The following is a 24255-nucleotide window of genomic DNA, read 5'->3' on the forward strand; positions in this document are numbered from 1 at the left end:
CCCGCACTGCACCCGACCCTCACCGTCCTGCGACGCCGACCACATCATCGGCTACGACCAGGGTGGTCCGACCTGCTCCTGCAACCTCGCCCCGTTGTGCCGCCACCACCACCGGCTCAAGACCCACGGTGGGTGGACCTACCAGCGCACCGCAGCACGCACCTTCCGCTGGACCAGCCCCTTGGGTCACGTCCACGTCAACGACCTCACCCACCCACGACATACCTGACCACCCGACCCCGCCGGCCACCGCCGACGGGGCCACTCCCACGCCCTGCTGTGAGAGTGTCGCTGTCATGGCAGGTGGGCCAGCTCCCGGCGGTGCGGTGGTCCTCGAGACGGATTGCCTGCTCCTCAGGCCCTGGCGGGTCGCCGAGGCCGTGGTCCAGCGTGAGCTGTGGACCGAACGCGATCCACGGGTGCCGCCGCACCGGCATATCGACGTCCATGGGCACCCGACGGTCGCAGACCTCGAGGAGTCGATCCGCTCCAGCCGGCCGTCGCCGTTCGGGCTGCTGGCAGTCGAGCGGAAGGACGCCCGCGACGTCATCGGCTACTGCGGGCTGGTCGACTCCGGTCGAGGAGCAAGAGGGGAACCGGAGCTGGCGTTCGAGCTGCTGCGCCGTGCCTGGGGTCGGGGATATGCCACGGAGGCCTCGTGGGCGGTGGTCGACTGGGCGAGATCGTCCGGCGTCGAGCGTCTCTGGGCGACGGTTTGGGAGTGGAACACCGCTTCTCGCCGGGTGCTGGCCAAGGTCGTTCACCGAGACCGAACGCACGGAGGTGGACGCGGTCCACGGGACGACACTCTTCGCTACGAGGCTGCTCTAGCCGGCATCCCCATGTGTGACCCTTCGCCCGCTGGGAGCCGCGCGGGACGCCGCAGCTCGGGATGTCGCGACCGCCGGTCCAGGTCGGTGGGACGCGTGGCGTTCCCAGAGTGGGGTCAGCTGACGTCGGGCTCGGAGACCTCGTCGGCCGGGAGGTCGTCGACGGGCACCTCGTCGGCGGCGAGGATCGCATCGACGAGGAGCGGGGTGGTCAGCTCGACCTGCCAGGGTCGCGCGCCGTAGCCCGCGAGCTGTTCCGCGACGGCCGGCGCGAGGGTCTCCGGGTCGCGGGACTTCGGCGGGGTCCACAGCGTGCGCCGCAGGTAGTCGGGGGTGAGCACGTTCTCGACCGGCAGCCCGTGCTGCTCGGCGAGCTTCGTCATCTGCACCCGGGCGAGCGCCAGTCGGCGGGCGGCGGTCGGGTCCTTCTCGGCCCAGGCGCGGGGGAGCGGCGGACCGTCACCGCGCGGGGAGCGGGTCGGCAGGTCGGCCTCGTCCATCTCGGCGGCCTCGGTCAGCGCGGCGATCCAGCGGTTGGCGTAACGCTCGGCGCCCCGCCCGTGGAAGCCCTTGGTCGCGAGCAGCGCGGTGCGGTCGGTGGGCAGCGCCTGGGCCGCGGCGATGATCGCGGCGTCCGGGATGATCCGGCCCGGCGTCACGTCACGCTGCTCGGCGATCTCGTCGCGGGTCTCCCACAGGGCACGTACGGCGCCGAGGGCCCGGCGGCCGCGGACCCGGTGCAGCCCCGACGTACGACGCCACGCGTCGACTCGGGCCGTCTGCTCGAAGGAGCGCAGGGCGTCGAACTCCTGGCGCGCCCACTCGGCCTTGCCGGACTGCTCGAGCTCGGCGCCGAGCACCTCGCGCAGTTCGACGAGCACCTCCACGTCGAGCGCGGCGTACTCCAGCCACGGTCCGGGCAGCGGGCGCGTCGACCAGTCGACGGCGGAGTGCTCCTTGGCGAGTCGGAAGCCGAGGAGCGTCTCGACCAGCGTGGCCAGCCCGACCCGGGGGTAGCCCAGCAGCCGCCCGGCGAGCTCGGTGTCGAACAGCGCCGACGGGTAGAGCCCGACCTCGTTGAGGCACGGCAGGTCCTGGGTGGCGGCGTGCAGGATCCACTCGGTGCCCTCGAGCACCTGCTGGAGTGGGTCCAGGGAGTCGAAGGCGATCGGGTCGACGAGGTAGGTCGTGGAGCCCTCGCGGCGCAGCTGGATGAGGTAGGCGCGCGACGAGTAGCGGTAGCCGGAGGCGCGTTCGGCGTCGATCGCGACGGGACCCGTGCCGGCGGCGAGACCGGCGCACACCTCGGCCAGCCCGGCCGGGGTGTCGATGATGGGCGGCAGCCCGTCGCGCAGCGTCAGCAGCGGCGGCTCGGGCACCGCCTCCGGAGCGGACTCCTGGGTCTCGTCGGGCGTCTGGTCGGGCTCGGTCTCGTGTGCGGGCATCGTGCTCAGTGTCCCGAGCCCCGCTGCCCGCGGCGACTCGGCATCACGGCGACCCCCTCGGGCACCGGCGGCAGCCCGACCGCCGTGCACAGCAGCTCACCCCAGGCCTCGACGTGCGGCGCCAGGTCGAGCGGGGCGAGGTCGGGCGCGTCGTCCGGGGCGACCGGCGTCCAGGAGGCCCGGATCTCGATCTGGGCGGTGCCGCCCTCGTCGGCCATGCCGCCGAAGCTCTCGGTCGCGACCCGGGTGACGGTGCCCGAGGACGCGACGTACGACGCTCCGTGGGCGTCGAGCGCCTCGGTCAGCCACGACCAGCCGACCGCGGCCAGCATCGGGTCGGTGATCAGCTCCAGGTCGATCTCGGCGCGGGCGTAGGCCACGCACCGGAAGGTGCCGTCCCAGGCGTCGTTGCCGGCGGGGTCGTGCAGCAGGATGATCCGGCCGGTGCCCAGGTCTGTGTCGTCGACGGTCACGTCGGCCGACAGCGCGGAGGCGTACGGCGCGATCCGCTGGGGCGCCGGCATCTCCTCGCAAAAGATCTCCGGGCGCAAGCGGGCGCCGTGCATCGTCGCCACCGCGTCCCGGAACTCCGGGGGGGTGGTGCCCGCACCCGCTCCGGGGTGCGCCTCCTGACCGACGACCATGTGTTCACAGTAAGTCGGACCCCGCGATCCCGATGTGCGAACACGCCGGGTGACCTGCGAGGCTTCGCTCATGGACGACCTCCGTGACAGCGCCTTCCTGAAGGCCGCCCGGGGCGAGCCGGTCCCGCACACGCCGGTCTGGTTCATGCGCCAGGCGGGCCGCTCCCTGCCCGAGTACCTCAAGCTCCGCGAGGGCGTCGGGATGCTCGAGTCGTGCATGGATCCCGAGCTCGTGGTGGAGATCACCCTCCAGCCGGTGCGCCGCTACGGCGTCGACGCGGCCATCTTCTTCTCCGACATCGTGCTGCCGCTCAAGGCGGTCGGTGTCGACCTCGACATCCGGCCCGGCGTGGGCCCGGTCGTCGCGCAGCCGGTGCGCACGCTCGCCGACGTCGAGGCGATCCCCGACCTGACGCCCGAGCACGTGCCGTTCATCACCGAGGCCGTCCGCGGCCTGGTCGGCGAACTCGGCGGCACCCCGCTCATCGGCTTCGCCGGCGCGCCGTTCACGGTGGCGTCGTACCTCGTCGAGGGCGGTCCCTCCAAGGAGCACGCGAAGACCAAGGCGATGATGTTCGGCGCCCCCGACGTCTGGGACGCCCTGATGCGCAAGATCGCCGGCATCTCGGCGGCCTACCTCGAGGTGCAGGTCGGTGCGGGTGCGTCGGCCGTCCAGCTCTTCGACTCCTGGGCCGGCGCACTGACCCCGGCCGACTACCGCGACTTCGTCATGCCTCACTCCGCCCGCGTGCTCGAGCGGGCCGGCGCCCTCGGCGTGCCCCGCATCCACTTCGGCGTCGGTACGGCGAACCTGCTCGGCCTGATGGGCGAGGCCGGAGCCGACGTGGTCGGCGTCGACTGGCGCACCCCCCTCGGCAACGCGATCCCGCTGGTCGGTGACCGCGCCGTCCAGGGCAACCTCGACCCGACCCTGGTCTTCGCCCCCACCGACGTGATGACCGCCCGCGCCGCCGAGGTCATCGAGGCCGGCCGGTCGGCCAAGGGCCACATCTTCAACCTCGGGCACGGGGTCATCCCGTCGACCGACCCCGACCAGCTCGCCCGGCTGACCGAGTTCGTGCAGGGCTACCGGCTCTAGGTCGCCGAGGGGCGCCGGCGGCGGAGCGCGCGGACCAGGAGCAGCAGCGGCGGGCCGACGATCGCGACCACGATGAGCCACGGCAGCAGCGCACCGACGACGGTGGCGAGCGCGACGGCGAACGTGGTGAGCCCGTGCCAGCCGGCAGAGAGCCCGGTGAGGAAGCCGGCCTTGTCCTCCTTCGGAGGAGCAGTCTTCTTCTCGGGGATCTGGTCGACGCTCACGACGATCGTCGCCATGGAGGTCTGGCTGCCGAGGTAGGCCGCCTGGCGCTCGAGCGAGTCGAGCTCGGCCTGGCGGCGGGACAGCTGGGCCTCGATCGCCATGATGTCGCGGATGCTCTCGGCCCGGTCGAAGAGCACCGTGATCCGGTCGATGCTGCGCCGCTGCGTCTTCAGCCGGCTCTGGGTGTCGATGACCTTGGTGGTGACGTCGTCCTCGGTGGTGTTCGCGGACTCGAGCTCGGCGACGTCGATCCCCTTGAGGTCCTCCATCGCCTTCGGGAAGTCGTCGGCCGGGATCCGCAGCACCATGCGCGTGTACGCCGGGTGCCCGTCGTCGTCGGTGGTCGTCTTCTCCTCGGTGACCTGGCCGGCGTACGTGTCCACGACCTGCTGGACCTCGAACTGCGCCTTGCCGACGTCGTCGGCCCGCAGTGCGACGTTGCCGTGCCGGATCAGCGCCCGGTCGTCGACGAGCGGGTTCGGCTTGGTGGCGACCGACTGCGCGCCGTTCCGCACCGAGCTCGAGTCGGCCACGCTGTAGTCGTCGGTCAGGGCGTCCATCGCGGGAGCGGGTGCCTGGGCCGCTGCCGGCGCGTCGCCGGCGACCGATCCGGCCACCGAGCTCGAGTCTGCGCTGCCGCCACCGGCGCTGCACCCGGCACCGGCGGCGAGGGCGAGGGCGAGGACTGCGGGGGCGAAGGCGCGGGCCGGCGTGAGCTTCATGCCATCTGGGACGCGACCCCCACGGTTCCGGTTCCCGCCCGCCGTCGCGGCCCGGTCCTCACGTCTGGGACAGTGGGGGCGTGGGCAAGCGCGTCGTGGTGGTCGGGGGCGGCCTCGCGGGCCTGACCGCCGCCCGCGACCTGGTCGCCGCCGGCCACGACGTCCTCCTGCTCGAGTCGTCGGCCCGCGTCGGCGGCAAGCTGCACCGCACCCCGGTCGCCGGCGTCACCGTCGACGTCGGTGCGGAGGCGATGCTCAACCGGCGTCCCGAGGGCGTCGACCTGGCCCGGTCGCTCGACCTCCCGGTCGAGCACCCGGTCGTGGCGTCCTCGCGGATCTGGACCCGCGACGCACTGCGTCCGCTGCCGCGCTCCCTGATGGGCGTGCCGCTCGACCTCGCGCAGCTCGCGTCGTCGGGGGTGCTGTCGGCGGACGGTCTGGAGCGGGTCCGCCGCGAGGTGTCGCTGCCCGCCGAGGAGATCGACGGCGACATCTCGGTCGGGGCGCTCGTGGACCGGCGCTTCGGGCCCGAGGTCACCGACCGGCTGGTCGAGCCGTTGCTGGGGGGTGTGTACGCCGGCCACGCGCGGCTGATCTCGGCACGCGCCGCGGTGCCGCAGCTGGTGGCCTTCGCGCAGCGCGGCTCGGTGCTGGAGCAGGCGGCGGCGATCCCCACGACGTATGACCGGCCCGTCTTCGCCGGCATCCCCGGCGGCATGGGGCGGCTGCCGGAGGTGCTGGCGTCCGGGCTCGTGGTCCGCACCGGCGCGACCGTGCGCGAGCTCGCCCGCACCACGACCGGCTTCTCGCTCACCATCGGGCCGACGACCGCTCCCGAGGTCGTCACGGCCGATGCCGTCGTCCTCGCCACCCCCGCGGCACCCACGGCCCGGCTGCTGGGCGCGGTCTCGCCCGTCGCCGCCACCGAGCTCGCCGGGGTCGAGTCCGCCTCGATGGTGGTCGTGACCTTCGCGTTCGACGCGGGGTCGGCCGGCCTCGACGACACGTCGTCCGGCTTCCTGGTCCCGCCCGTCGACGGCCGTCGGATCAAGGCGTCGACGTTCTCGTTCGCCAAGTGGGGCTGGGTCCGCGAGGCGGGCGACGGCCTGCTCTTCCTGCGCACCTCGCTCGGCAGGTACGGCGAGGAGACGGCGCTCCAGGCCACCGACGACGAGCTGGTCGCCTGGTCGCGCGACGACCTCGCCGCTGCCATCGGCCTCACGGCCGTCCCGGTCGACACCCACGTGCAGCGCTGGGGCGGCGGCCTGCCGCAGTACGCCGTCGGCCACCTCGACCGGGTCGCCCGCATCCGCGCCGCCGTGTCCGCCGTGCCCGGGCTCGCGGTCTGCGGAGCGGCGTACGACGGCGTCGGCATCCCGGCCGTGATCGCCTCCGCCCACCGGGCCGCCCGAGAGGCGGGGTAGGGCCGCGACCGAGCCCGCGCCACAATGGAGCCATGAGCAGCAAGGCGCAGAAGGCCCGCGAGATCAACGACACCATCCGCTACACGATGTGGTCGGTGTTCCGGCTCGACGACACCCTCGGTGACGCCGACCGCGCCAGCGAGGGCGCCGAGGTCGAGAAGCTCTTCGCCGAGCTCGCCGAGGCCGACATCGTCGTCCGCGGCGTGTACGACGTCAGCGGCATCCGCGCCGACGCCGACCTGATGGTGTGGTGGCACGCGACCACGTCCGAGGAGCTCCAGGACGCCTACAACCGCTTCCGGCGTACGACGTTCGGTCGCCGTCTCGCGCCGGTCTGGTCGCAGATGGCGCTGCACCGCCCGGCGGAGTTCAACAAGAGCCACGTGCCGGCGTTCCTCAGCGACGAGGACCCGAAGAAGCACGTCAGCGTCTACCCGTTCGTGCGGTCCTACGAGTGGTACCTCCTCGAGGACTCCGAGCGCCGCCGGATGCTCGCCGACCACGGCAAGATGGCCCGCGACTACGCCGACGTGCGGGCCAACACCGTCGCCAGCTTCTCGCTCGGCGACTACGAGTGGATCCTCGCCTTCGAGGCCGACGAGCTGCACCGGATCGTCGACCTGATGCGTCACCTGCGCGGCTCCGAGGCCCGCCGTCACGTCCGCGAGGAGGTGCCGTTCTACACCGGCGCCCTGGTCGGCATCGCCGAGCTGGTCGACCGGCTGCCGTAGCCCGGAACCCGCGATGTGCCGGGCACGTCTGACCGGCATGAAGAGACTGCCGGCCGTGGGTGCCCTGTTCCTCGCGGCGATCCTCGTCGCCTGCGGATCGGACGACGGGTCGACCGCGGTCGACCCGGGCGGCCACCCGAGCCCGCCCGCGGCCATGCCGACGGACGTGCCGGCCGCACCCGGCGTCGTCGACACCCGCGGGCTGGTGACCGTGATGGACGCCGGCGGCTCGCCCGAGCTGTGCCTCGGCCCGGTGGCCGAGTCCTATCCGCCCCAGTGCAGCGGCCCGCCGATCGACGGCTGGGACTGGTCGGACCACAAGCAGATGTACGAATCGCAGGGCAGCGTCAGGTGGGGCCAGTTCATGGTCTCCGGCACGTGGGACGGGACGACGTTCGGCTTCGAGAACGCCGTCCCAGGTCCGCTCTACGACCCCATGCCGACGCCGGAGCCGACCTACCCCGCGCCCAGCGTGGAGCACAGCAGGGCCGAGCTCGAGCAGATCGCCGAGGAGGTCGGCACGCTGCCCGGAGCCCAGGGCGCGTACGCCGACCGGGGTCACGTGCTGGTCGACGTCACCTACGACGACGGCTCGCTCCAGGACTGGGCCGACGAGACCTACGGCGACGGCGTCGTCGTGGTCAGCCCGATGCTCCTCGACCGCGCGGTCTGACCTGGCGGATCGGGTGGCAACGATGGCCCGAGCGGTCTACTTCGGGTCAGCAGCTTCGAGGGTGAGGCTGATCGAGTTGATGCAGTAGCGATCGCCGGTGGGCGTGCCGTAGCCGTCGGGGAACACGTGCCCGAGGTGCGAGCCGCAGTTGGCGCAGCGCACCTCGACCCGCTTCATCCCGTGGGAGACGTCCTCGATGTACTCGATCGTGTCCGACAGCGGCTGGTAGAACGACGGCCACCCGCAGCCCGAGTGGAACTTCGTGTCCGACTCGAAGAGCTTGGCCTGGCAGGCCTTGCAGCGGTAGACGCCGGTGGTCTCGGTGTCGGTGTACTCGCCCACGAAGGCGCGCTCGGTGCCGGCCTGGCGCAGGACGGCGTACTCCTCGGGGGAGAGCTCCTTGCGCCACTCCTCGTCGGTCTTCTCCACGTTGTAGGGCATGCCCCCCACGGTAGTGGTCCAGCCAAGGGATTCGGGCCGGTCGCCGGGGGTACCGATGTGACCACTGATACACCCGTTCAGGGGTTGAGGATTTCGGTAAACATGTGTTCACTGAAACTGCCGCCAACCAGTCGACGACAGGGGAGCCGATGGCCTCCAGCACGATCGCGTGGGACCGGATCCGAGACGCCGGATCGAAGCTGACGACCCCGCTGCATCCCGACGACTACCTCCGGCTGCTGAACCCGCTCTGGAGCCAGCGCGAGCTGCGCGGCCGGGTCGAGTCGGTCATCTCGGAGACCGACGACGCAGCCACCCTGGTCATCCGGCCGGGCTGGGGCTGGCGCTACGACCACCGCCCGGGCCAGTACGTCGGGATCGGCGTCCAGGTCAACGGCAAGTTCCAGTGGCGCTCGTACTCGGTCAGCTCGCCGCCGCGGCGACGGGGCCGGACCATCGCGATCACCGTCCGGGCCATGCCGGAGGGCAAGCTCTCCGCCCACCTGGTCAACGGCCTCGAGCCGGGCACCATCGTGCGGCTGGCGCTGCCCGAGGGCGACTTCGTGCTCCCCGACCCGCCCCCGGCGAAGATGCTGTTCCTCGTCGGCGGCAGCGGCGTCACCCCGGTGATGGCGATGCTCCGCACCATGGACCGGCGCGCCGAGAGCAACGGCAGGGCGATGCCGGACGTCGTCATGCACTACTCGTCGCCGACCGAGGACCGGATGATCTTCCGCGACGAGCTCGCTGCCCTCGAGGAGCGGCACGACGGGCTCACCGTCCACCGGCTGCACACCGACATCGACGGGATGCTCGAGCTGGCCGACCTGGACCGGATCTGCCCCGACTGGCGTGAGCGGGAGACCTGGGCCTGCGGCCCGGGCCCGATGCTGGACGCGATCGACGAGCACTTCGAGTCGGCCGGCCTCGAGGAGCGGCTGCACCTGGAGCGGTTCTCGCTCAAGCTCGACGGCGACGGCGGCGAGGGCGGCACGATCACGTTCCGCACCTCCGGCAAGACCGCGGAGGCCGACGGCGCGACGACCGTGCTCGAGGCGGGCGAGGAGGCCGGCGTCGGCATGCCGTTCGGCTGCCGCATGGGCATCTGCCACACGTGCACGCTCACCCTGGTCGAGGGCAGGATCCGCGACCTGCGCAACGGCGACGAGTTCGACCAGCCCAACGAACAGGTGCAGACCTGCGTGACCGTCCCGGTCGGCGCCTGCACCTTCGACATCTGATTCTCGATACGCCGCTCGCAAGCTCGCGGCCGTTCGATCACCGAAAGGATTCCCATGGCTATCTCCGACGTGAAGGAGTACACCCACCTCAGCGAGGAGGAGGTCGAGCAGCTCGGACGCGAGCTCGACGCCATCCGCGCCGAGATCGAGGAGTCGCGCTGCGACAAGGACGCGGCGTACATCAACCGGATGATCGCGGTCCAGCGCGGCCTCGCGGCTGCCGGGCGGGTCACCCTGATGGCCGGTCTCCAGTCGAAGAAGACGCGCAAGCCCGCGTGGCTCGCGGGGGCAGCGATGCTCGGTGTCGCGAAGATCCTCGAGAACATGGAGATCGGCCACAACGTCATGCACGGCCAGTGGGACTGGATGAACGACCCCGAGATCCACTCGTCGAACTGGGAGTGGGACACCGCTCAGCCGGCTGAGCAGTGGAAGCACTCGCACAACTACATCCACCACCAGTTCACCAACGTGCTGGGCCACGACAACGACATCGGGTACGGCGTGCTGCGGATGGCGCGCGAGCAGAAGTGGCACCCCGTCTACCTGGGCCAGCCGGTCTACAACGCGCTGCTCGCCGGCCTCTTCCAGTGGGGCGTCGCGCTCCACGACCTCGACCTCGAGGCGATCCGCAAGGGCAAGAAGGACCCGGTCGAGATGAAGCGGCAGCTGCGCCAGATCGGGCGCAAGGGCCGCAACCAGATCATCAAGGACTACGTCGTCTACCCGGCGCTGAGCGGGAAGCAGTGGAAGTCGACGCTCAAGGCCAACGCGACGGCCAACCTGGCCCGCAACCTGTGGTCCTACATGATCATCTTCTGCGGGCACTTCCCCGACGGTGCGCTGCACTTCACCGAGGAGGAGCTCGAGGACGAGACTCGCGCGGAGTGGTACCTGCGCCAGATGCTCGGCTCGGCGAACTTCGAGGGTGGCCGGCTGCTGCACATCCTCTCCGGCAGCCTCGGCTTCCAGATCGAGCACCACCTCTTCCCCGACCTGCCGAGCAACCGCTACCCGGAGATCGCCGAGAAGGTCCGCGCGCTCTGCGACAAGTACGACATCCCGTACACCACCGGCCCGCTGCACCACCAGTACGGCCAGGCGCTGCGCACGATCATGAAGCTCTCGCTGCCGAACTCGATGACGTCCTCCGACCAGCCGGAGCCGCCGTCGCCGTCGATCGACCGCACCCGGCGCACGGATGCCGAGCGACCGTCCCGTCGTGCCGAGACGGGTGGCTACTACCGGAGCAAGACCGCATGAGTACGGCGACCAGGGTGGGCATGCTGGACCGCAAGTGGGTCACGCAGTGCGCGCTGAGCCGCATCTGCGGGGTGTGCTCGCGTCCGCTCGGGCGCCCGATCGCGTTCGTGGGTACGGCGGAGGAGGTGGGCCGCAACGCCTTCCACCTCCCGCCGCTGCACCTCGAGTGCACGGGCTCGTTGCTCGACGACGACCACCGGGTCGTGACGACGGCCGGCTTCGAGTTCGTGCGGCCGGCGAAGGAGGACCTCGACCAGAGTCCCACCTTCCAGCCGAACTCGCTGCTCTGACCCAGCCTCACTCGGCGCGCGAGCGCTCGCAACTGTCGGTGGTCTCGGCGAGGCAGACGTCTCGCCCCGTCGATCCCCAGGCGTAGTCGGTGCCGGGACCGCCGACGAGGCGGTCGTTGCGCCGGCTGCCATGGAGGACGTCATCGCCGCGCTCGCCCCGGGCGCGGAACACCGAAGGATGACGTTCGGGGCGGGGGCAGATGGCCGGGCGCACCATCGAGATCCCGTCGGCCCCGGCGCCACCCGCGATGACGCCGCGGCAGCTGCGGGTGGAGAGATCATCTGCACGGGGGGACCCGACCATCTCGACGGACCGGAAGCGCTCGGCGCCGAAGGCCTCCCACTCCGAGATCCGCACCCCCGGGCGCCCTGCCTCGGCGTACCGGCCCCGCTCGAGATCGACCGCGAAGGCCGGTCCGAGGGTCTGCCCGTCCGTGGTCGGGAGGACGGTGAGGTGGTCGCTCCCGGCGCCGCCCGAGTACGGGCCCGACATCGCGGTCGAGACGACCAGGCTGTCGATGCCGCCGCCCATCCGCGCGGTGAGCTGCCCGGTCCCGCCGGTGCCATCGTGGAGGGTGGTGACCAGGTGGTCGCCGCCCTCGCTGCCGGTGAAGTCGAACGACGACCAGGCCAGGCGAGCGATGGAGTACCGCTCGAAGCCGGTGACGTCGATCGGAGCTCCGTCGACCGTGCTCCCGCCGGTCGCCAGGTCGATCACCCAGGCCGCGGGCCGACTGTCCTGGAGTGTGACGAGGTCACTGCCGTCTCCGCCGTCGACCTGGCCGGTGGGCAGGCCGCGCAGGTGGAGGTAGTCGTTGGCGCCGCCCAGGTGGATGACGTCGTCGTTGGGCTTCTCGGGCACGCCGGAGGTCACGTTGTCCCAGCCGCCCAGGCTGTCGATGACGTCGTGCCCGATCCCGTCTCTGTCACCGGCGTCGACGGTGACGCTCTCCTCGGTCAGCCCGCGGAAGTCGTCGTCGCCAGCACCGAGGAGGACGTGGGGGCTCCTGGCGGACGTGTCGACGACGGAGTCGTCGCCCGCCCCGGCCCACACGTCGGGACGGCGTTCGCCGGCGTCGGTGATGCACACGAGGTCGTCACCGGCGCCGGCGTCGGTGTGGGCGGCACCGTTGGTCACGATCACGTCGGGACCGTCGGTCCCCGTGACGGTCCCGCCCGGCTCGCCGACGATGGTGGCGGGCTGTCCCTGGCAGGTCGCCTCGGGAGCGGCCTCCGCCGGGAGGGCGGCGAGGAGGGGGACGGCGAGGACGAGCATCGCCGCCAGCGGGAGGCGTCGCACGCGGGGGTCCTTCCGAGTCGGATCCGGACCATGACTCTAACCTCCGGCTAGCGTGGGCCCATGGACAGAACCGGCGACGACCCCTGGCAGCTGACCACGCACCACCCGCGCAACAACCGCGTCCGGGCGATCTGACCGATGCCGAAGACGTCAGCCGTCGAGGTCGACGCCGGCGGTCGCGCGGTCCGCGTCTCCAGCCCCGACCGGGTGATCTACGAGGCCACCGACAGCACGCCCGAGGTGACCAAGCTGATGGTCGCGGAGTACTTCGCGAGCGTTGACGACGGGCTGATGCGCGCGCTGCGCGACCGGCCGACGGCTCTCGAGCGCTGGACCTCCGGGGTCCGCGAGGGGATGCGGCTGGCGACCGGTCCGCAGGACAAGGACGCCGACGCGTTCTACCAGAAGCGGGTGCCGAAGGGCGCTCCCGACTACGTCGAGACCGTCCAGGTGACCTTCCCGTCCGGGCGTACGGCGGACGAGATCTGCCCGACCGAGATCGCCGTGCCGGTCTGGTGCGCCCACATGGGCACGCTCGTCTTCCATCCGTGGCCGGTGCGCCGCGATGACGTGGACCACCCCGACGAGCTGCGCATCGACCTCGACCCCCAGCCGGGCACGACGTTCGGTGACGCCGTACGCGTGGCCGGCGTCGCCCGCGAGCTGCTCGAGGAGCTCGGCATCACCGGCTACCCGAAGACCTCGGGCAACCGGGGCGTGCACATCTTCGTGCGGATCAAGCCGGAGTGGGAGTTCACCGACCTGCGGCACGCCGCGATCGGCTTCGGTCGCGAGCTGGCCCGCCGCGACGACGGCGTGACCGTCGAGTGGTGGAAGGAGGAGCGCGGGCAGCGGGTCTTCGTCGACTACAACCAGAACAACCGCGACCGGACGATCGCCTCGGCGTACTCGCTGCGCCCCTTGCCCGGCGCGCCGGTCTCCACACCGGTGACCTGGGACGAGCTGGCCGGCGTCACCGACCCGCGCCACTACAACCTCTTCACGGTGCCTGAGCGCCTCGCGGACGGCGACCCGTGGGCGACCATCGACGACACGGCACACTCCCTCGAGCCGCTGCTGAGGCTCTGGGAGGAGCTGCCCGGCGGCGAGCTGAACTTCCCGCCCGACTACCCGAAGATGCCGGGCGAGCCCCCGCGCGTGCAGCCGAGCAAGAAGGTCGAGGCGCACTGGGACGCGGACGGCAACCGCATCGACGACTGACACCGGGGCGACGGGGCAAATCACCCATCGGGGTGGGTGTTGCCGCGTTTTGGGAGCGGTATCGCGGGGAATTGCGACGGTTGAACGTTGCCAGAGCAACCCGTGGACGAGGTGATGACCCCATGTCCGGACTGCCCGTGCCCAGCGGGCCGCGCCCCGTGCGCACCACCCTCCTCAGCGAGCATCCGATCGTGATCGCCGGCGTACACCGGCTCCTCGAGCCGTACGTCGAACGCGTGCTGCTGATCCCGCCCGACGAGCTGCCCCGGGCCGACCTGGTCCTGTACGACGTGTTCGGCCTGCACGACGGCACGGGAGAGGACCTCGAGCTCGCGATCAAGCGGCACCCGGGCCGCGTGCTCGCGCTGTCCCGGGAGCTGCAGCCCGGCCTGACCGCCCGCGCCCTCGGCATGGGGGCGGTCGCCTCGGTGCCCTTCGGCTCCGACGCGCTCGACCTGGTCGTCGCGATCGAGGACTTCGCCGCCGGTCGCCTCGAGGACGGCTCGCAGACCGACCTCGACAACCAGGCGGACCGCCGGCGCCAGCTCGGTCGCGACATCAACCTGTCGCCGCGCGAGCAGTCCGTGCTCGCCCTGATCGTGAGCGGACAGTCCAACGACGATATTGCGGCCGAGCTCTACCTGAGCATCAACACCGTCAAGAGCGTCATCCGGTCGGTGTACCGCAAGATCGGCATCCACAGCCGGACCCAGGCCACCGCCTGGGGCGTGGAGCACGGCTTCCCGTCCGGCGATCACGCGGGCGGCCAGTAGCGCCGGGCAGCAAATGAAGAGAGGGCCCGTCCCGCCTTCATGGCCGAAGCCAAGCGCGCGGAACGGGCCCTCCGGAACCGACCGATGGCACTCCCCCCAGGGCCCGCGGATCCCCACGTCCCGCGACCGTCGGTTCTCATGTCGACCGGATGCCCTGTTACCCCCCAGTTCCGGGGCTTCCGGTGCCGGCCGTGTTTCCTGCCGACATCCAGAACACTAGGGCGCCGATCTCCACAACCGGGCCACACGAGATCCACAAGACAGCAAGGGTTCGGCAACGCGTTAGATTCGGCGCGTGCTCCTCGCCTTCGACACCGCCACCCCCCATGTCACCGTCGCTCTCCACGACGGCGAGGACGTCGTCGTCGAGCTGAGGGCCGAGCGGCCGATGAAGCACGCGGAGCAGCTCGCCCCGCTGATCGAGCAGGCGATGGCCCAGGCGGGGATCGTGCGCCAGGACCTCACCGCGATCGCGGTGGGCGTCGGACCGGGACCGTTCACCGGCCTGCGGGTCGGGCTGGTCACGGCCCGGACGTTGGCCTTCGTCCTCGAGATCCCGGTGTACGGCGTGTGCTCGCTCGACGTGCTCGCGGTCGAGGCGGCCGACACGGGCGCCGTCTCCACCGAGTTCGTGGTCGCGACCGACGCGCGCCGCAAGGAGGTCTACCTCGGACGCTACGACGAGCGCGGCCACCGCCTCGAGGGGCCGGTCGTCGACAAGCCCGCGACGCTCGCGACCGACGACGTCGTGGTCGGCGAGGGTGGCGTCCTCTATCCCGACGCCTTCCCGCACCGTGCCGGCCCGGCAGCGCCGAGCGCCGGGTGGCTGGCCCGGGTGGTGGCCGAGGAGCGGGCCGAGCTGTGCGACCCCGAGCCGCTCTACCTCCGGCGTCCGGACGCGGAGGCGGCGCACGCCCCCAAGCGCGTCTCGTGACCATCCGCCCGGCGACGCCGGACGACGTCGAGGCGATCGCCGACCTCGAGCTCGACAACCTCGGTGTGGACGCCTGGTCGGAAGGCCTCGTGCGCGAAGGCGTCACCGGCAACCTGCCGACGATCACCTACCTGGTCGCCGAAGTCGGCGGACAGGTCGTCGGTCACGCGACGGCCAGCATCGTCGGCGACATCGCGGAGCTGCAGCGGATCGCGGTCGATCCCGCACACCGTCGTACGGGGCTGGCCAGCGCGCTGCTCGACGCCGTCGTCGGGGCCGCCCAGCAGGGCGCCGCCGACCGGCTGCTGCTGGAGGTGCGCGAGGACAACGCCGGGGCGCTGGCGTTCTACGCCGCCCGGGACTTCATCGAGATCGACCGGCGCCGCCGCTACTACCGCGACGGCACCACGGCCGTGGTCCTGCGCCGCAGCCTCGCGCGAGGCTGCGGCGCAGGCGGCTAGTGCGGCCGGTTCACGGCAGGTAGTACGTCGGGTTGGGCAGCTTCACGGCCCGGTCGGACGAGCCGCCGATCAGGTCGCTGTACTGGTCGCCGAAGTTGGCGACGATGTGCAGTCCCAGCTTGTCCTCGACGTGCTTGCGGGTCGACCCCTTGTAGTCGATCGTCGAGCAGGACGACGTGTTGCCGTCGAGCCCGCAGTCGACGTACGCCGGCGGGGTGTCGGTGCTGGTCCACTTGGTGAAGTAGAACGCCGACTTGAAGAGCGGGTTGCCGTTCGCGTCGTGGTAGTACCGCGCCAGGTTGTCGAGCGTCGCGACGCGCTGGGCGTTGTTGCGACCGGTCAGGCCGACGATCTTGCAGCCCGCCTTGGCGGCCGCGTTGACGACGCCGGGCATCTTCGAGGTGGCCGGGAAGCGGCCTTCCTGCACCCAGGTGTTCTGGAGGGTCGGGTCGAAGTTGAACTTCATCGCCCCGTCCTCCATGTCGTAGGTCATCAGGGTCGTGTCGTCGGCGTCGAAGACGACGGCCGGGTGCTGCTTCTTCTTCACGCCCGTGGTGCAGATGTTCGTGAGCCTCTGCTTCCACTTCTTCGCGATGGTCGACATCTGGGTGACGTACGGCGAGGCGTCCTTGTTCGCGATGCCGCTGGTGGCGCCGTAGTACGCGCGGATCGCGGCCTTGTCGTTGTCGATGTTCGGGATCTCGTCACCGGGAGTCGTGAGACCGCTGGAGCCGTCGGCCGCCATGTCGAACTCGGTCGGCAGCGCGAGGTCGGCGTCGCCGGCCGGAGCGCCCTGGACGTTGGGGCTGGGCAGGTAGTACGTCGGGTTCGGCAGCTTCACGGTGTTCAGCGCGTGCCCGCCCTGGAGGTCGGAGTACTGGTCGCCGATGTTGAGGACGATCGTCTCGCCGGTCGACTCGATGTAGGCGCGGGTCCCCGCCTTGTACTCGACCGTCGTGCACTTGGCCGGGTCGTCCGCGGGGTCGACGCTGGTGTGGCAGTCGAGGTAGTCCGGCTTCGGCGAGGTGGCGTCGAACTTCGTGAAGAAGTTGTCGGCGTCGAACTCGTCGTAGCCCACCTTGGTGAGGTTGTCGAGGGTCGCCTGCTCCTGGCTGGCGCTGCGACCGGTGAGGCCGTAGACGTCGTAGCCGCGGTCCTGGACCTCGTTGACGAAGTCGACCATGCCCGGCGTGGCCGGGAACTTGCCGGGGACCACCCAGTCGTCGTTCTGGATCGTGGGGTCGAAGTTGAAGTGCATCGCCCCGTCCTCCATGTCGTAGGTCCAGAGCGTGGTGTCGTCGGCGTCGAGGACGACGGCCAGGTTCGGTGCGGGTGCGGGGTCGGGCAGCTGGCTCAGGATCGCCTGCTCGAGGCCTTGCATCTCGGTGATGTAGGGCGAGCTGTTCTTGTCGGCGATGCCGGCACTGGTGGCGTTGTAGTACTTCCGGATGGTCGCCTTCACCGAGTCGATGTTCGGGATGGAGTCACCCTTCGCCGCCGGGGTGGGCGTGCTGCCGTCCGGGTTGAGCGGCTGCAGCACGAAGTGCGTGTGCGGGGTGAGGGTGGAGTCGTCGACGGTGCGCGCGTCCGCGGACGCGGCGGATCCGACGAGGAGAGCGATGGCCGAGGTGGCGACGAGCACCCGCACGCCGAGGCGTCCCGAGATTCGCATGTGTTTCTCCGAGGGGTGAGTGCGGTGGTTGACCGCGTCAACCTAACCCCGCGACCCGGTGCTGCGGAAGGCCGTTGCCGGGGGTCACCCCGGCGGCCTACGCGCGGTCGGCACAATGGCTACCGTGAACGAGCCCCTGATCCTCGGCATCGAGACGTCGTGCGACGAGACCGGCGTCGGAGTCGTGCGCGGCCACACCCTGCTCGCGGACGCGATCGCGAGCAGTGTCGACGAGCACGCGCGCTTCGGCGGTGTCGTGCCCGAGGTCGCCAGCCGGGCGCACCTCGAGGCCATGGTGCCGACCCTCGAGCGGGCCGCCGAGACCGCGGGCATCCGCCTCAGCGACGTCGACGCGATCGCGGTGACCAGCGGGCCGGGACTGGCCGGGGCGCTGATGGTCGGCGTTGCCGCGGCCAAGGCGCTGGCGATCGGGCTCGGCAAGCCGATCTACGGCGTCAACCACCTCGCCTCCCATGTCGCGGTCGACCAGCTCGAGCACGGTCCGCTGCCCGAGCCCTGCCTGGCGATGCTGGTCAGCGGCGGCCACTCCAGCCTGCTCCGCGTCGAGGACGTGACCGTCGGGGTCGAGCCGATGGGTGCGACCATCGACGACGCCGCGGGCGAGGCCTTCGACAAGGTCGCCCGGCTGCTCGGCCTGCCGTTCCCCGGCGGCCCCCACATCGACCGGGTCGCCCGCGAGGGCAGCAGCGTCTACGTCGACTTCCCGCGCGGCCTGACCGCGCGCCGGGACCTCGAGCGGCACCGCTTCGACTTCTCGTTCTCGGGGCTCAAGACCGCGGTCGCGCGCTGGGTCGAGGCGCGCGAGCGCTCGGGCGAGCCGGTGCCGGTCGCCGACGTCGCGGCGTCGTTCCAGGAGGCGGTCTGCGACGTGCTCACCCGCAAGGCGATCGACGCCGCGGTCAGCGAGGGCATCGAGGACATCCTGATCGGCGGCGGCGTGGCCGCGAACTCCCGGCTCCGGGCGATGGCCGAGGAGCGTGCCGCCGCCAAGGGCATCCGGGTGCGGGTGCCGCGTCCCGGGCTGTGCACCGACAATGGCGCGATGGTCGCCGCACTCGGTGCGGAGATGGTCGCGCGCGGTCGTACGCCCTCGGCGCTCGACCTCCCGGCCGACTCGTCGCTGCCGGTGACCAGCGTCCTCGTCTGAGGCGCGCGGCTCGGCGCTGTCGGCTACTCCGAGACGACGAACTCGGCGATCGTCTCGGGGTTGCGGCCCGGACCCTCCGGCACCACGACCTCGGGGTCGCTGCCGTCGAGGCCGACCCGGACGAGCGACCACCGGCCCGTCTGCCAGTCGGTCACCCCGACCACCAGGTGCGTCGGATCTGCCCATCCGGCGCGGCTGACCACGACGGTCTCGCCCTCCGGGGCGAAGGTCCCCGCCGGCTGCAGGTCGAGGTCGAACGTCGTCGCCTCGCCGTACATGTTGTTGTCGCCGGCCAGGCTCAGCAGGTGCTTGCCGTCCGGGGAGAACCGCAGGCCCGGCGTGTCGCAGCGCTGCGCGACCACCTCGTCGGCCTCCGGGTCGTAGAGGCCGGAGCAGCCGTACTGCTCGTGGTCGACCGTCGGCACGAACGCGACCGACCACAGGTCGCCGCCGGGGCTGACGTCGATGACCCGGAACGGTTCGCTGGTGGTCAGGTCGGCCACGCCGTCGGCGGTGAGGAGGCCCGTGGTCGTGGTGTGGTCGCCGACGAGCAGGTGCTGGGGATCGAGCACGGCGTCGATGCCCCCGGAGGCCTGGCCTGGCATCGGGATGCCGGGCAAGGTCGCCGGCTCGGCGACTCCGCTCGCCAGCACCCGCACGGAGAGGTCCTCGGCGACCCAGGCGACCGCATCGTCCGCGGCACTCATGGTGATGGCGTTGGTCTCCACCGGGTACTGCTCCTCGAGGGAGCCGTCGGGCCCGTAGACGCGCACGGCGGTCGGGTCCATCATCGCGACCACGATCCGGCCGTCGGTCAGCACGCCCACCTGGGAGACGTCGGCGTTGTCGACGTCGACCGGCACCGTCTCGCCGTCGGGCAGCGTCAGGGTGCCGTCGTGGAGCACCGAGGACCCGGGCGCGGTCGGCGGCGCCGGCGCCGGTTCGATGCCGTCGGAGCCGCCCGAGCCTCCGGAGAGGACCGTCGGCACGATGACGGCCAGCGCGACGACCGCCGCGACGGCCGCGGCTCCGCCGCGGCGACGACGGCGGATCGCGTCGGCTCGTCCGCGGACGCTCTCGAAGGACAGCGGAGGCGCGAGGACGTCCTCTGCGCGGCGGCTCAGCTCCGTGCTCAGCAGGGTTTCGTCGTTCATCGCTCCTCCTCCCGGTCGCTCTCGCGATGGCCCTCTCGATGGCTGGGGCTCAGCTCGACCGGTGTGCGCTGTCGCAGGGCGGCCAGCGCGCGGCTGGTCTGGGACTTCACGGTGCCGACGGAGATGCCGAGGGTGTCGGCGGTCTCGGCCTCGCTCAGCTGCTCGTAGTAGCGCAGCACCACGACGGCGCGGGCCTTGCGCGGCAGCGTCTGCACGACGTCCCAGACCGCGGCACCGAGTCCCTCGTCGTACCGGTCGTGGACCGGTCTGCCCTCGGGCACCTCGTCGGTGGCGAACTCGCGCTTCTTCCAGCCGCGGCGCCACAGCGAGTTGTTCTCGTTGACCATGATCCGCCGGACGTAGGAGTCCACGGACCCGCGGTCGTGGACCTTGTCCCAGGCCAGGTAGAGCTTGGCGAGCGAGGTCTGCAGCAGGTCCTCGGCCTGGTGCTGGTCGCCGGTCAGCAGGTAGGCGGTCCGCAGCAGCCTGGCCTGGCGGGCCTGCAGGTACGCCGTGAAGTCGGCGTCCCGGTCCGTCATCGTCACTCCCCGCTCGTCCGTCAGCACACGACCAAGACGCGACTGTCGTCGAGATGGTTGCAATGCCGGTTCATTCTGGGGGTTCTCGCGTGCGTTCGACGTGCGAGTGCCTCGTACGGTTGGCTGGGTCCACCAGATGTACGAGGAGAGGAACAGCATGCAGCAGGTCAAGGCCGTGGTCGCCCGCGGCAAGGGACAGCCCGTCGAGGTCACCACGATCAACGTGCCCGACCCGGGTCCGGGTGAGGCGGTCGTCCAGGTGCAGGCCTGCGGGGTCTGCCACACCGACCTGCACTACCGCGAGGGCGGCATCAACGACGACTTCCCGTTCCTGCTGGGCCACGAGGCGGCGGGCGTGGTCGAGGCCGTCGGGCCGGACGTGACGTCGGTGGCGCCGGGCGACTTCGTGGTCCTGAACTGGCGCGCCGTGTGTGGGAACTGCCGGGCGTGTGACCGCGGCGAGCCGTGGTACTGCTTCGCGACCCACAACGCGACCCAGAAGATGACGCTCGCCGAGGGGCCGGACGCCGGCACCGAGCTGAGCGCGGCGCTCGGGATCGGGGCCTTCGCGGAGAAGACCCTGGTCGCGGCCGGCCAGTGCACGAAGGTCGACCCGTCGGCTCGCGCCGCGGCCGTCGGCCTGCTGGGCTGCGGCGTGATGGCCGGGATCGGCGCGGCGATCAACACCGGCGCGGTCACCCGCGGCAAGTCGGTCGCGGTCATCGGCTGCGGCGGGGTGGGTGTCGCGGCGATCGCGGGCTCCGCCCTTGCCGGCGCGTCCACGATCATTGCGGTCGACATCGACCCCAAGAAGCTCGAGCAGGCGATGAAGATGGGTGCCACCCACACGGTCGACTCGTCGAAGGTCGACCCGGTCGAGGCGATCCAGGAGCTCACCGGCGGCTTCGGCGCCGACGTCGTGATCGAGGCGGTCGGACGCCCGGAGACGTGGAAGCAGGCTTTCTACGCCCGCGACCTCGCCGGCACGGTCGTCCTGGTCGGCGTGCCCACGCCCGACATGAAGCTGCCCGACATCCCGCTGATCGACGTCTTCGGCCGCGGCGGCTCGCTCAAGTCCAGCTGGTACGGCGACTGCCTGCCGAGCCGCGACTTCCCGATGCTGGTCGACCTCTACCAGCAGGGCCGGCTCGACCTGGACGCGTTCGTGACCGAGGAGATCGGCATCGGCGACGTCGAGGCGGCGTTCGAGAAGATGCACCACGGCGACGTCCTGCGCTCGGTCGTGATCCTGTGAGCGTGCGCGTGGACCATGCCGTCTCGTCCGGCACCTTCAGCCTCGACGGGGAGACCTTCGACGTCGACAACAACATCTGGGTCATCGGCGACGACACCGAGTGCGTGGTGATCGACGCCCCGCACAGCGTGTCCGACATCCTCGCCCTGGTGGGGGACCGCAAGGTCAAGGCGATCCTGCTGACCCACGCCCACGACGACCACGTGCGGGTCGCGCCGGCGCTGCGGGAGGCAGTCGTCGCGCCGATCATGCTGCACCCGGCCGACCAGCCGCTGTGGGAGCTGACGCACACCGACCACCTGTGGGATCTGGACCTGGCCGACGGGCTCGACATCGAGGTCGCCGGGACGACGCTGCGGGTGCTGCACACGCCGGGCCACGCCCCGGGGGCGGTCTGCTTCTACGCCCCTGCCCTCGGCGCGGTCTTCACCGGCGACACCCTCTTCCAGGGCGGTCCCGGGGCGACCGGGCGGTCGTTCTCCGACGAGGACCTGATCAAGGCCTCGATCCGGGCACGGCTGTTCGAGCTGCCCGACGACACCGTCGTCCACACCGGGCACGGCGACGACACCACGATCGGTGCCGAGAAGGCGGCACTCGGAGCCTGAGAGCGGCGTTCGAACGGAGGTCCCGCCGACGAGGACCGAAAGTCCCCCCGACCGGGGGACTCCGGCACTGATCGACCGGAGCGCCAGCAAATAGCGTCGGTGACATCAAGAGACGGCGGAACGATCCGCCCCGAACTAGGAGTCACCGATGCGTTCTGCATTCGACAAGTTGATCTCGTGGACGGGCCTGGCTCTGGCCGCCGTCCTGCTCATGGCGGGCGGCCTGCTCACGTGGGCCAACGTCTTCATCGACAACCAGGTGCACGACCAGCTGACGATGCAGGGCATCACGATGCCCGAAGGCGACGCTCTCACGGGTCTCCCCGAGGCCGACGCCAACGCCCTCAAGCCGTACGGCGGCAGCGTGCTCGACACCGGCTCCGAGGCCAAGGCGTTCGCCGACCACTACATCCTCGTGCACATGAACGAGGCCAGCGGCGACCGCACCTACGAAGACGTCAGCGGCGAGTACATCGCCATGACCGGCGAGCAGAAGGCGTCCGAAGAGGGTCAGGCGCTCGGCGGCCTGCGCCAGACGCTGTTCATGGGCAACACCCTCCGCGGTCTGCTCCTCTACGGCTACGCGTTCGCCACGATGGGCACCATCGCCGGCATCGCAGCCATCGGGTCCTTCGTCGGAGCGGCCATCCTCCTGGTCCTGTTCGGCTTGGGCATCTGGCACGCTCGCCGGGTCGCCGGCAGCGCCGAGGCCACCGCCAGCAAGCCGGTCCACCAGATGGCCTGATCACCACCACCCCGCTTCTCCCGGGCGTCCGCAAGGGCTCCCGGGAGTTGTGCGTTCCGGCTCAGAACGGCCGGACCAGCAGGACCGTGCCCCGGCCCGCGACCCGGGTCAGCACGATCGTGGCCTCGTCGTCACCGACCAGGGCGAGCCGCTTGCGCAGCTCCTCGGGCACGATGTCCACGCCGCGCTTCTTGATCGTGAGGCTGCCGATGCCGCGCTCGCGGAGCGCGGCCCGCAGCGCCTTCTCGCGGTACGGCAGCTCGTCGAGCACCTGGTAGCCGCGGGCGAACGGCGTGCGGAACGACTCGTCGGAGGTCACGTAGGCGATGTGCTCGTCGACCAGGCCGCCGCCGACACCGGCCGCGACCGCGGTCACCAGTCCGGCGCGGATCACGGCGCCGTCCGGCTCGTAGAGGAAGCCACCGACCGGCCGGACCTCGACTCCCCGCTCCCCGAGCGGTGGAGCGTCGTCGTCGGTGAGCGTCGCGAGCCCGCCGTCGCCGATGACGGTCGCGCGCCGCGCGGTCGTGGCCAGCCGGCCCGACCAGAGCGCGGCCTCCTTCACCTCGCCGTGGTCGCTGACCCACTCGGCCTCCACGCCGTCGGGGACCAGTCCGTGGGGGATGCCGGGCGCGACCTTCACGCAGGAGTCACGGGTCAGCAGCCGCTCGACGAACGGCCACGGCGGGGTCCAGTCGTCCACGTCGAAGGAACGGCCGCGTCCGGTCCGGCGGGCCGGGTCGGCGAAGGCGACGTCGAACCCCGACGGGTCGACCGTCGTCGCGTCGGCGACGCTGACGGCGCCGGGCAGGTCGAGTGCGGCCAGGTTGGCCGCCGCGACCGCGACCCGGACCGGGTCCAGGTCGACGCCGGCGCAGGTCAGGCCGGCGCGGGCCCCGGCGAGTAGGTCGCCGCCGATCCCACAACCGAGGTCGATGAGGGTGCTCGCCGAGGAGGCCACCAGGCGGGCGGCCCGGTGCTCGGCGACGCGGAGCCGGGTGGCCTGCTCCAGGCCGTCCGGGGTGAAGTACATCCGCTCGGCGTACTCACCGAACTTGGCGACCGCCTTGCGGCGCAACGTGGCCTGGGTGAGCGCGGCGGCGACCTGCTCGGCGTCCGCCGTACGGCGCAGCGCGGTCTGCGCGCGCAGCGGGTCGTCGCCGGCCACGTCCATCGCTCGGGCCAGCAGCCGCTGGCCGTCGTCGGTGAGCAGCCATCGGAACGCGTCGAGATCCACCCGCTGATCCTGTCAGTCGACCCCGTCCCTGGCACTCCATTGGCCAGAGTGCTAACGTCAGTTCTGGCACTCTCCTCGGGAGTGTGCCAGCGCTTGCTCTCCCCGGTTCGACCCCCGCGACGGCGTTCCGGACGACGGCAGGCACCAGACGTGCAACACC

General features: G+C 71.5%; 25 protein-coding genes and 1 pseudogene. 17 read left to right on the forward strand and 9 right to left on the reverse strand.

The window, feature by feature from the left end; genetic code table 11:
* On the forward strand, nt 1-229 hold a 229-nt coding region (locus PD653B2_RS25415), incomplete at its 5' end, for an HNH endonuclease signature motif containing protein (protein ID WP_207568282.1).
* 67 nt (nt 230-296) lie between these two features.
* Nucleotides 297-743: pseudogene (locus tag PD653B2_RS26085) on the forward strand (GNAT family N-acetyltransferase); the annotation flags it as partial.
* 203 nt (nt 744-946) lie between these two features.
* Here the strand turns inward: PD653B2_RS26085 and PD653B2_RS18890 are convergent.
* On the reverse strand, nt 947-2275 hold the full coding sequence (locus PD653B2_RS18890; protein WP_207559372.1) for an HRDC domain-containing protein: 1329 nt from the start codon (nt 2273-2275) through the stop codon (nt 947-949).
* Between the two features lie 5 nt (nt 2276-2280).
* On the reverse strand, nt 2281-2919 hold the full coding sequence (locus tag PD653B2_RS18895) for a DUF3000 domain-containing protein (protein WP_085873952.1): 639 nt from the start codon (nt 2917-2919) through the stop codon (nt 2281-2283).
* A gap of 70 nt (nt 2920-2989) precedes the next feature.
* Here PD653B2_RS18895 and hemE point away from each other — a divergent pair, with 70 nt between their 5' ends.
* Nucleotides 2990-4018 carry a uroporphyrinogen decarboxylase gene (gene hemE / locus PD653B2_RS18900; RefSeq protein WP_085873953.1) on the forward strand — a complete coding sequence of 343 codons (1029 nt, stop codon included), beginning with the start codon at nt 2990-2992 and terminating at the stop codon, nt 4016-4018.
* Here the strand turns inward: hemE and PD653B2_RS18905 are convergent.
* Nucleotides 4015-4965, reverse strand: coding sequence for a DUF4349 domain-containing protein (locus PD653B2_RS18905; RefSeq protein WP_085873954.1), 951 nt, complete (start codon nt 4963-4965; stop codon nt 4015-4017). The genes hemE and PD653B2_RS18905 overlap by 4 nt on opposite strands.
* An 80-nt stretch (nt 4966-5045) precedes the next feature.
* On the opposite strand from PD653B2_RS18905, the gene hemG reads away from it, so the two are divergent.
* Genes hemG through PD653B2_RS18920 form a run of 3 tightly spaced genes read left to right on the forward strand, consistent with a single transcriptional unit; the run spans nt 5046 to nt 7793 of the window.
* Nucleotides 5046-6389, forward strand: coding sequence for a protoporphyrinogen oxidase (gene hemG, locus PD653B2_RS18910; protein WP_085873955.1), 1344 nt, complete (start codon nt 5046-5048; stop codon nt 6387-6389).
* Nucleotides 6390-6421: 32 nt separating this feature from the next.
* Entirely contained in the window at nt 6422-7120 is a 699-nt protein-coding gene (hemQ, locus tag PD653B2_RS18915) for a hydrogen peroxide-dependent heme synthase (protein WP_085873956.1), read from the forward strand.
* Between the two features lie 55 nt (nt 7121-7175).
* Complete coding sequence (locus PD653B2_RS18920) at nt 7176-7793, forward strand: hypothetical protein (protein ID WP_133058976.1); 618 nt, start codon at nt 7176-7178, stop codon at nt 7791-7793.
* A 36-nt stretch (nt 7794-7829) separates the two neighbouring features.
* Here the strand turns inward: PD653B2_RS18920 and msrB are convergent, their stop codons facing one another.
* Entirely contained in the window at nt 7830-8234 is a 405-nt protein-coding gene (gene msrB, locus PD653B2_RS18925) for a peptide-methionine (R)-S-oxide reductase MsrB (RefSeq protein ID WP_085873958.1), read from the reverse strand.
* 149 nt (nt 8235-8383) lie between these two features.
* Here msrB and PD653B2_RS18930 point away from each other — a divergent pair, with 149 nt between their 5' ends.
* Genes PD653B2_RS18930 through PD653B2_RS18940 form a run of 3 tightly spaced genes read left to right on the forward strand, consistent with a single transcriptional unit; the run spans nt 8384 to nt 11028 of the window.
* On the forward strand, nt 8384-9475 hold the full coding sequence (locus PD653B2_RS18930; RefSeq protein ID WP_085873959.1) for a ferredoxin reductase: 1092 nt from the start codon (nt 8384-8386) through the stop codon (nt 9473-9475).
* A 54-nt stretch (nt 9476-9529) separates the two neighbouring features.
* Nucleotides 9530-10738 (forward strand): fatty acid desaturase family protein, encoded by a 1209-nt coding sequence (locus PD653B2_RS18935; RefSeq protein ID WP_085873960.1) that lies wholly within the window; start codon nt 9530-9532, stop codon nt 10736-10738.
* On the forward strand, nt 10735-11028 hold the full coding sequence (locus PD653B2_RS18940; protein ID WP_133058975.1) for a hypothetical protein: 294 nt from the start codon (nt 10735-10737) through the stop codon (nt 11026-11028). The genes PD653B2_RS18935 and PD653B2_RS18940 overlap by 4 nt, the downstream gene beginning before the upstream one ends.
* A gap of 7 nt (nt 11029-11035) precedes the next feature.
* On the opposite strand, the gene PD653B2_RS18945 is transcribed toward PD653B2_RS18940, so the two are convergent.
* Nucleotides 11036-12328 carry a hypothetical protein gene (locus PD653B2_RS18945; RefSeq protein ID WP_085873962.1) on the reverse strand — a complete coding sequence of 431 codons (1293 nt, stop codon included), beginning with the start codon at nt 12326-12328 and terminating at the stop codon, nt 11036-11038.
* 138 nt (nt 12329-12466) lie between these two features.
* Between PD653B2_RS18945 and PD653B2_RS18950 the strand changes: the two genes are divergently transcribed.
* The 4 genes from PD653B2_RS18950 to rimI all read left to right on the forward strand — a co-directional run bounded on the left by PD653B2_RS18950 (nt 12467) and on the right by rimI (nt 15717).
* The gene (locus PD653B2_RS18950) at nt 12467-13549 is read left to right on the forward strand and encodes a DNA polymerase domain-containing protein (protein ID WP_085873963.1); all 1083 of its coding nucleotides are present in this window, start codon (nt 12467-12469) and stop codon (nt 13547-13549) included.
* Between the two features lie 122 nt (nt 13550-13671).
* Complete coding sequence (locus PD653B2_RS25745) at nt 13672-14322, forward strand: helix-turn-helix transcriptional regulator (protein ID WP_085873964.1); 651 nt, start codon at nt 13672-13674, stop codon at nt 14320-14322.
* Nucleotides 14323-14617: 295 nt separating this feature from the next.
* The gene (gene tsaB / locus PD653B2_RS18960) at nt 14618-15256 is read left to right on the forward strand and encodes a tRNA (adenosine(37)-N6)-threonylcarbamoyltransferase complex dimerization subunit type 1 TsaB (protein WP_085873965.1); all 639 of its coding nucleotides are present in this window, start codon (nt 14618-14620) and stop codon (nt 15254-15256) included.
* On the forward strand, nt 15253-15717 hold the full coding sequence (rimI, locus tag PD653B2_RS18965; RefSeq protein ID WP_085873966.1) for a ribosomal protein S18-alanine N-acetyltransferase: 465 nt from the start codon (nt 15253-15255) through the stop codon (nt 15715-15717). The genes tsaB and rimI overlap by 4 nt, the downstream gene beginning before the upstream one ends.
* A gap of 10 nt (nt 15718-15727) precedes the next feature.
* On the opposite strand, the gene PD653B2_RS18970 is transcribed toward rimI, so the two are convergent.
* Complete coding sequence (locus tag PD653B2_RS18970) at nt 15728-17389, reverse strand: HAD family acid phosphatase (RefSeq protein WP_085873967.1); 1662 nt, start codon at nt 17387-17389, stop codon at nt 15728-15730.
* A 115-nt stretch (nt 17390-17504) separates the two neighbouring features.
* Between PD653B2_RS18970 and tsaD the strand changes: the two genes are divergently transcribed.
* Nucleotides 17505-18557, forward strand: coding sequence for a tRNA (adenosine(37)-N6)-threonylcarbamoyltransferase complex transferase subunit TsaD (gene tsaD / locus PD653B2_RS18975; protein ID WP_085873968.1), 1053 nt, complete (start codon nt 17505-17507; stop codon nt 18555-18557).
* A gap of 23 nt (nt 18558-18580) precedes the next feature.
* On the opposite strand, the gene PD653B2_RS18980 is transcribed toward tsaD, so the two are convergent.
* Together PD653B2_RS18980 and PD653B2_RS18985 are read right to left on the reverse strand one after the other, a co-directional pair.
* Entirely contained in the window at nt 18581-19711 is a 1131-nt protein-coding gene (locus PD653B2_RS18980; RefSeq protein ID WP_085873969.1) for a hypothetical protein, read from the reverse strand.
* Complete coding sequence (locus PD653B2_RS18985) at nt 19708-20250, reverse strand: SigE family RNA polymerase sigma factor (RefSeq protein WP_085874007.1); 543 nt, start codon at nt 20248-20250, stop codon at nt 19708-19710. The genes PD653B2_RS18980 and PD653B2_RS18985 overlap by 4 nt, the downstream gene beginning before the upstream one ends.
* 157 nt (nt 20251-20407) lie before the next feature.
* On the opposite strand from PD653B2_RS18985, the gene PD653B2_RS18990 reads away from it, so the two are divergent.
* The 3 genes from PD653B2_RS18990 (at nt 20408) to PD653B2_RS19000 (ending at nt 22858) form a co-directional block, all read left to right on the forward strand.
* A complete protein-coding gene (locus tag PD653B2_RS18990; protein WP_085874009.1) occupies nt 20408-21505 on the forward strand; it encodes an S-(hydroxymethyl)mycothiol dehydrogenase in 1098 nt (365 codons plus the stop codon).
* A 2-nt stretch (nt 21506-21507) separates the two neighbouring features.
* Entirely contained in the window at nt 21508-22113 is a 606-nt protein-coding gene (locus tag PD653B2_RS18995) for an MBL fold metallo-hydrolase (protein ID WP_414689172.1), read from the forward strand.
* 148 nt (nt 22114-22261) lie between these two features.
* Entirely contained in the window at nt 22262-22858 is a 597-nt protein-coding gene (locus PD653B2_RS19000; RefSeq protein WP_085873971.1) for a hypothetical protein, read from the forward strand.
* Nucleotides 22859-22919: 61 nt separating this feature from the next.
* On the opposite strand, the gene PD653B2_RS19005 is transcribed toward PD653B2_RS19000, so the two are convergent.
* Nucleotides 22920-24095 carry a class I SAM-dependent methyltransferase gene (locus tag PD653B2_RS19005; RefSeq protein WP_085873972.1) on the reverse strand — a complete coding sequence of 392 codons (1176 nt, stop codon included), beginning with the start codon at nt 24093-24095 and terminating at the stop codon, nt 22920-22922.
* Nucleotides 24096-24255: the final 160 nt, after the last annotated feature.

It is taken from the genome of Nocardioides sp. PD653-B2, assembly GCF_002117935.1.
In the GTDB taxonomy this organism is placed as follows: Bacteria; Actinomycetota; Actinomycetes; order Propionibacteriales; family Nocardioidaceae; genus Nocardioides.

Excerpts from the sequence above, each read along its gene's own strand:
- PD653B2_RS18890 (WP_207559372.1), bottom strand. The coding sequence starts at position 2,275 with ATGCCCGCACACGAGACCGAGCCCGACCAGACGCCCGACGAGACCCAG.
- PD653B2_RS18895 (WP_085873952.1), bottom strand. The coding sequence starts at position 2,919 with ATGGTCGTCGGTCAGGAGGCGCACCCCGGAGCGGGTGCGGGCACCACC.
- hemE (WP_085873953.1), top strand. The coding sequence starts at position 2,990 with ATGGACGACCTCCGTGACAGCGCCTTCCTGAAGGCCGCCCGGGGCGAG.
- PD653B2_RS18905 (WP_085873954.1), bottom strand. The coding sequence starts at position 4,965 with ATGAAGCTCACGCCGGCCCGCGCCTTCGCCCCCGCAGTCCTCGCCCTC.
- hemQ (WP_085873956.1), top strand. The coding sequence starts at position 6,422 with ATGAGCAGCAAGGCGCAGAAGGCCCGCGAGATCAACGACACCATCCGC.
- msrB (WP_085873958.1), bottom strand. The coding sequence starts at position 8,234 with ATGCCCTACAACGTGGAGAAGACCGACGAGGAGTGGCGCAAGGAGCTC.
- PD653B2_RS18930 (WP_085873959.1), top strand. The coding sequence starts at position 8,384 with ATGGCCTCCAGCACGATCGCGTGGGACCGGATCCGAGACGCCGGATCG.
- PD653B2_RS18935 (WP_085873960.1), top strand. The coding sequence starts at position 9,530 with ATGGCTATCTCCGACGTGAAGGAGTACACCCACCTCAGCGAGGAGGAG.
- PD653B2_RS18940 (WP_133058975.1), top strand. The coding sequence starts at position 10,735 with ATGAGTACGGCGACCAGGGTGGGCATGCTGGACCGCAAGTGGGTCACG.
- PD653B2_RS18950 (WP_085873963.1), top strand. The coding sequence starts at position 12,467 with ATGCCGAAGACGTCAGCCGTCGAGGTCGACGCCGGCGGTCGCGCGGTC.
- PD653B2_RS25745 (WP_085873964.1), top strand. The coding sequence starts at position 13,672 with ATGTCCGGACTGCCCGTGCCCAGCGGGCCGCGCCCCGTGCGCACCACC.
- PD653B2_RS18970 (WP_085873967.1), bottom strand. The coding sequence starts at position 17,389 with ATGCGAATCTCGGGACGCCTCGGCGTGCGGGTGCTCGTCGCCACCTCG.
- tsaD (WP_085873968.1), top strand. The coding sequence starts at position 17,505 with ATGGCTACCGTGAACGAGCCCCTGATCCTCGGCATCGAGACGTCGTGC.
- PD653B2_RS18980 (WP_085873969.1), bottom strand. The coding sequence starts at position 19,711 with ATGAACGACGAAACCCTGCTGAGCACGGAGCTGAGCCGCCGCGCAGAG.
- PD653B2_RS18985 (WP_085874007.1), bottom strand. The coding sequence starts at position 20,250 with ATGACGGACCGGGACGCCGACTTCACGGCGTACCTGCAGGCCCGCCAG.
- PD653B2_RS18990 (WP_085874009.1), top strand. The coding sequence starts at position 20,408 with ATGCAGCAGGTCAAGGCCGTGGTCGCCCGCGGCAAGGGACAGCCCGTC.
- PD653B2_RS19000 (WP_085873971.1), top strand. The coding sequence starts at position 22,262 with ATGCGTTCTGCATTCGACAAGTTGATCTCGTGGACGGGCCTGGCTCTG.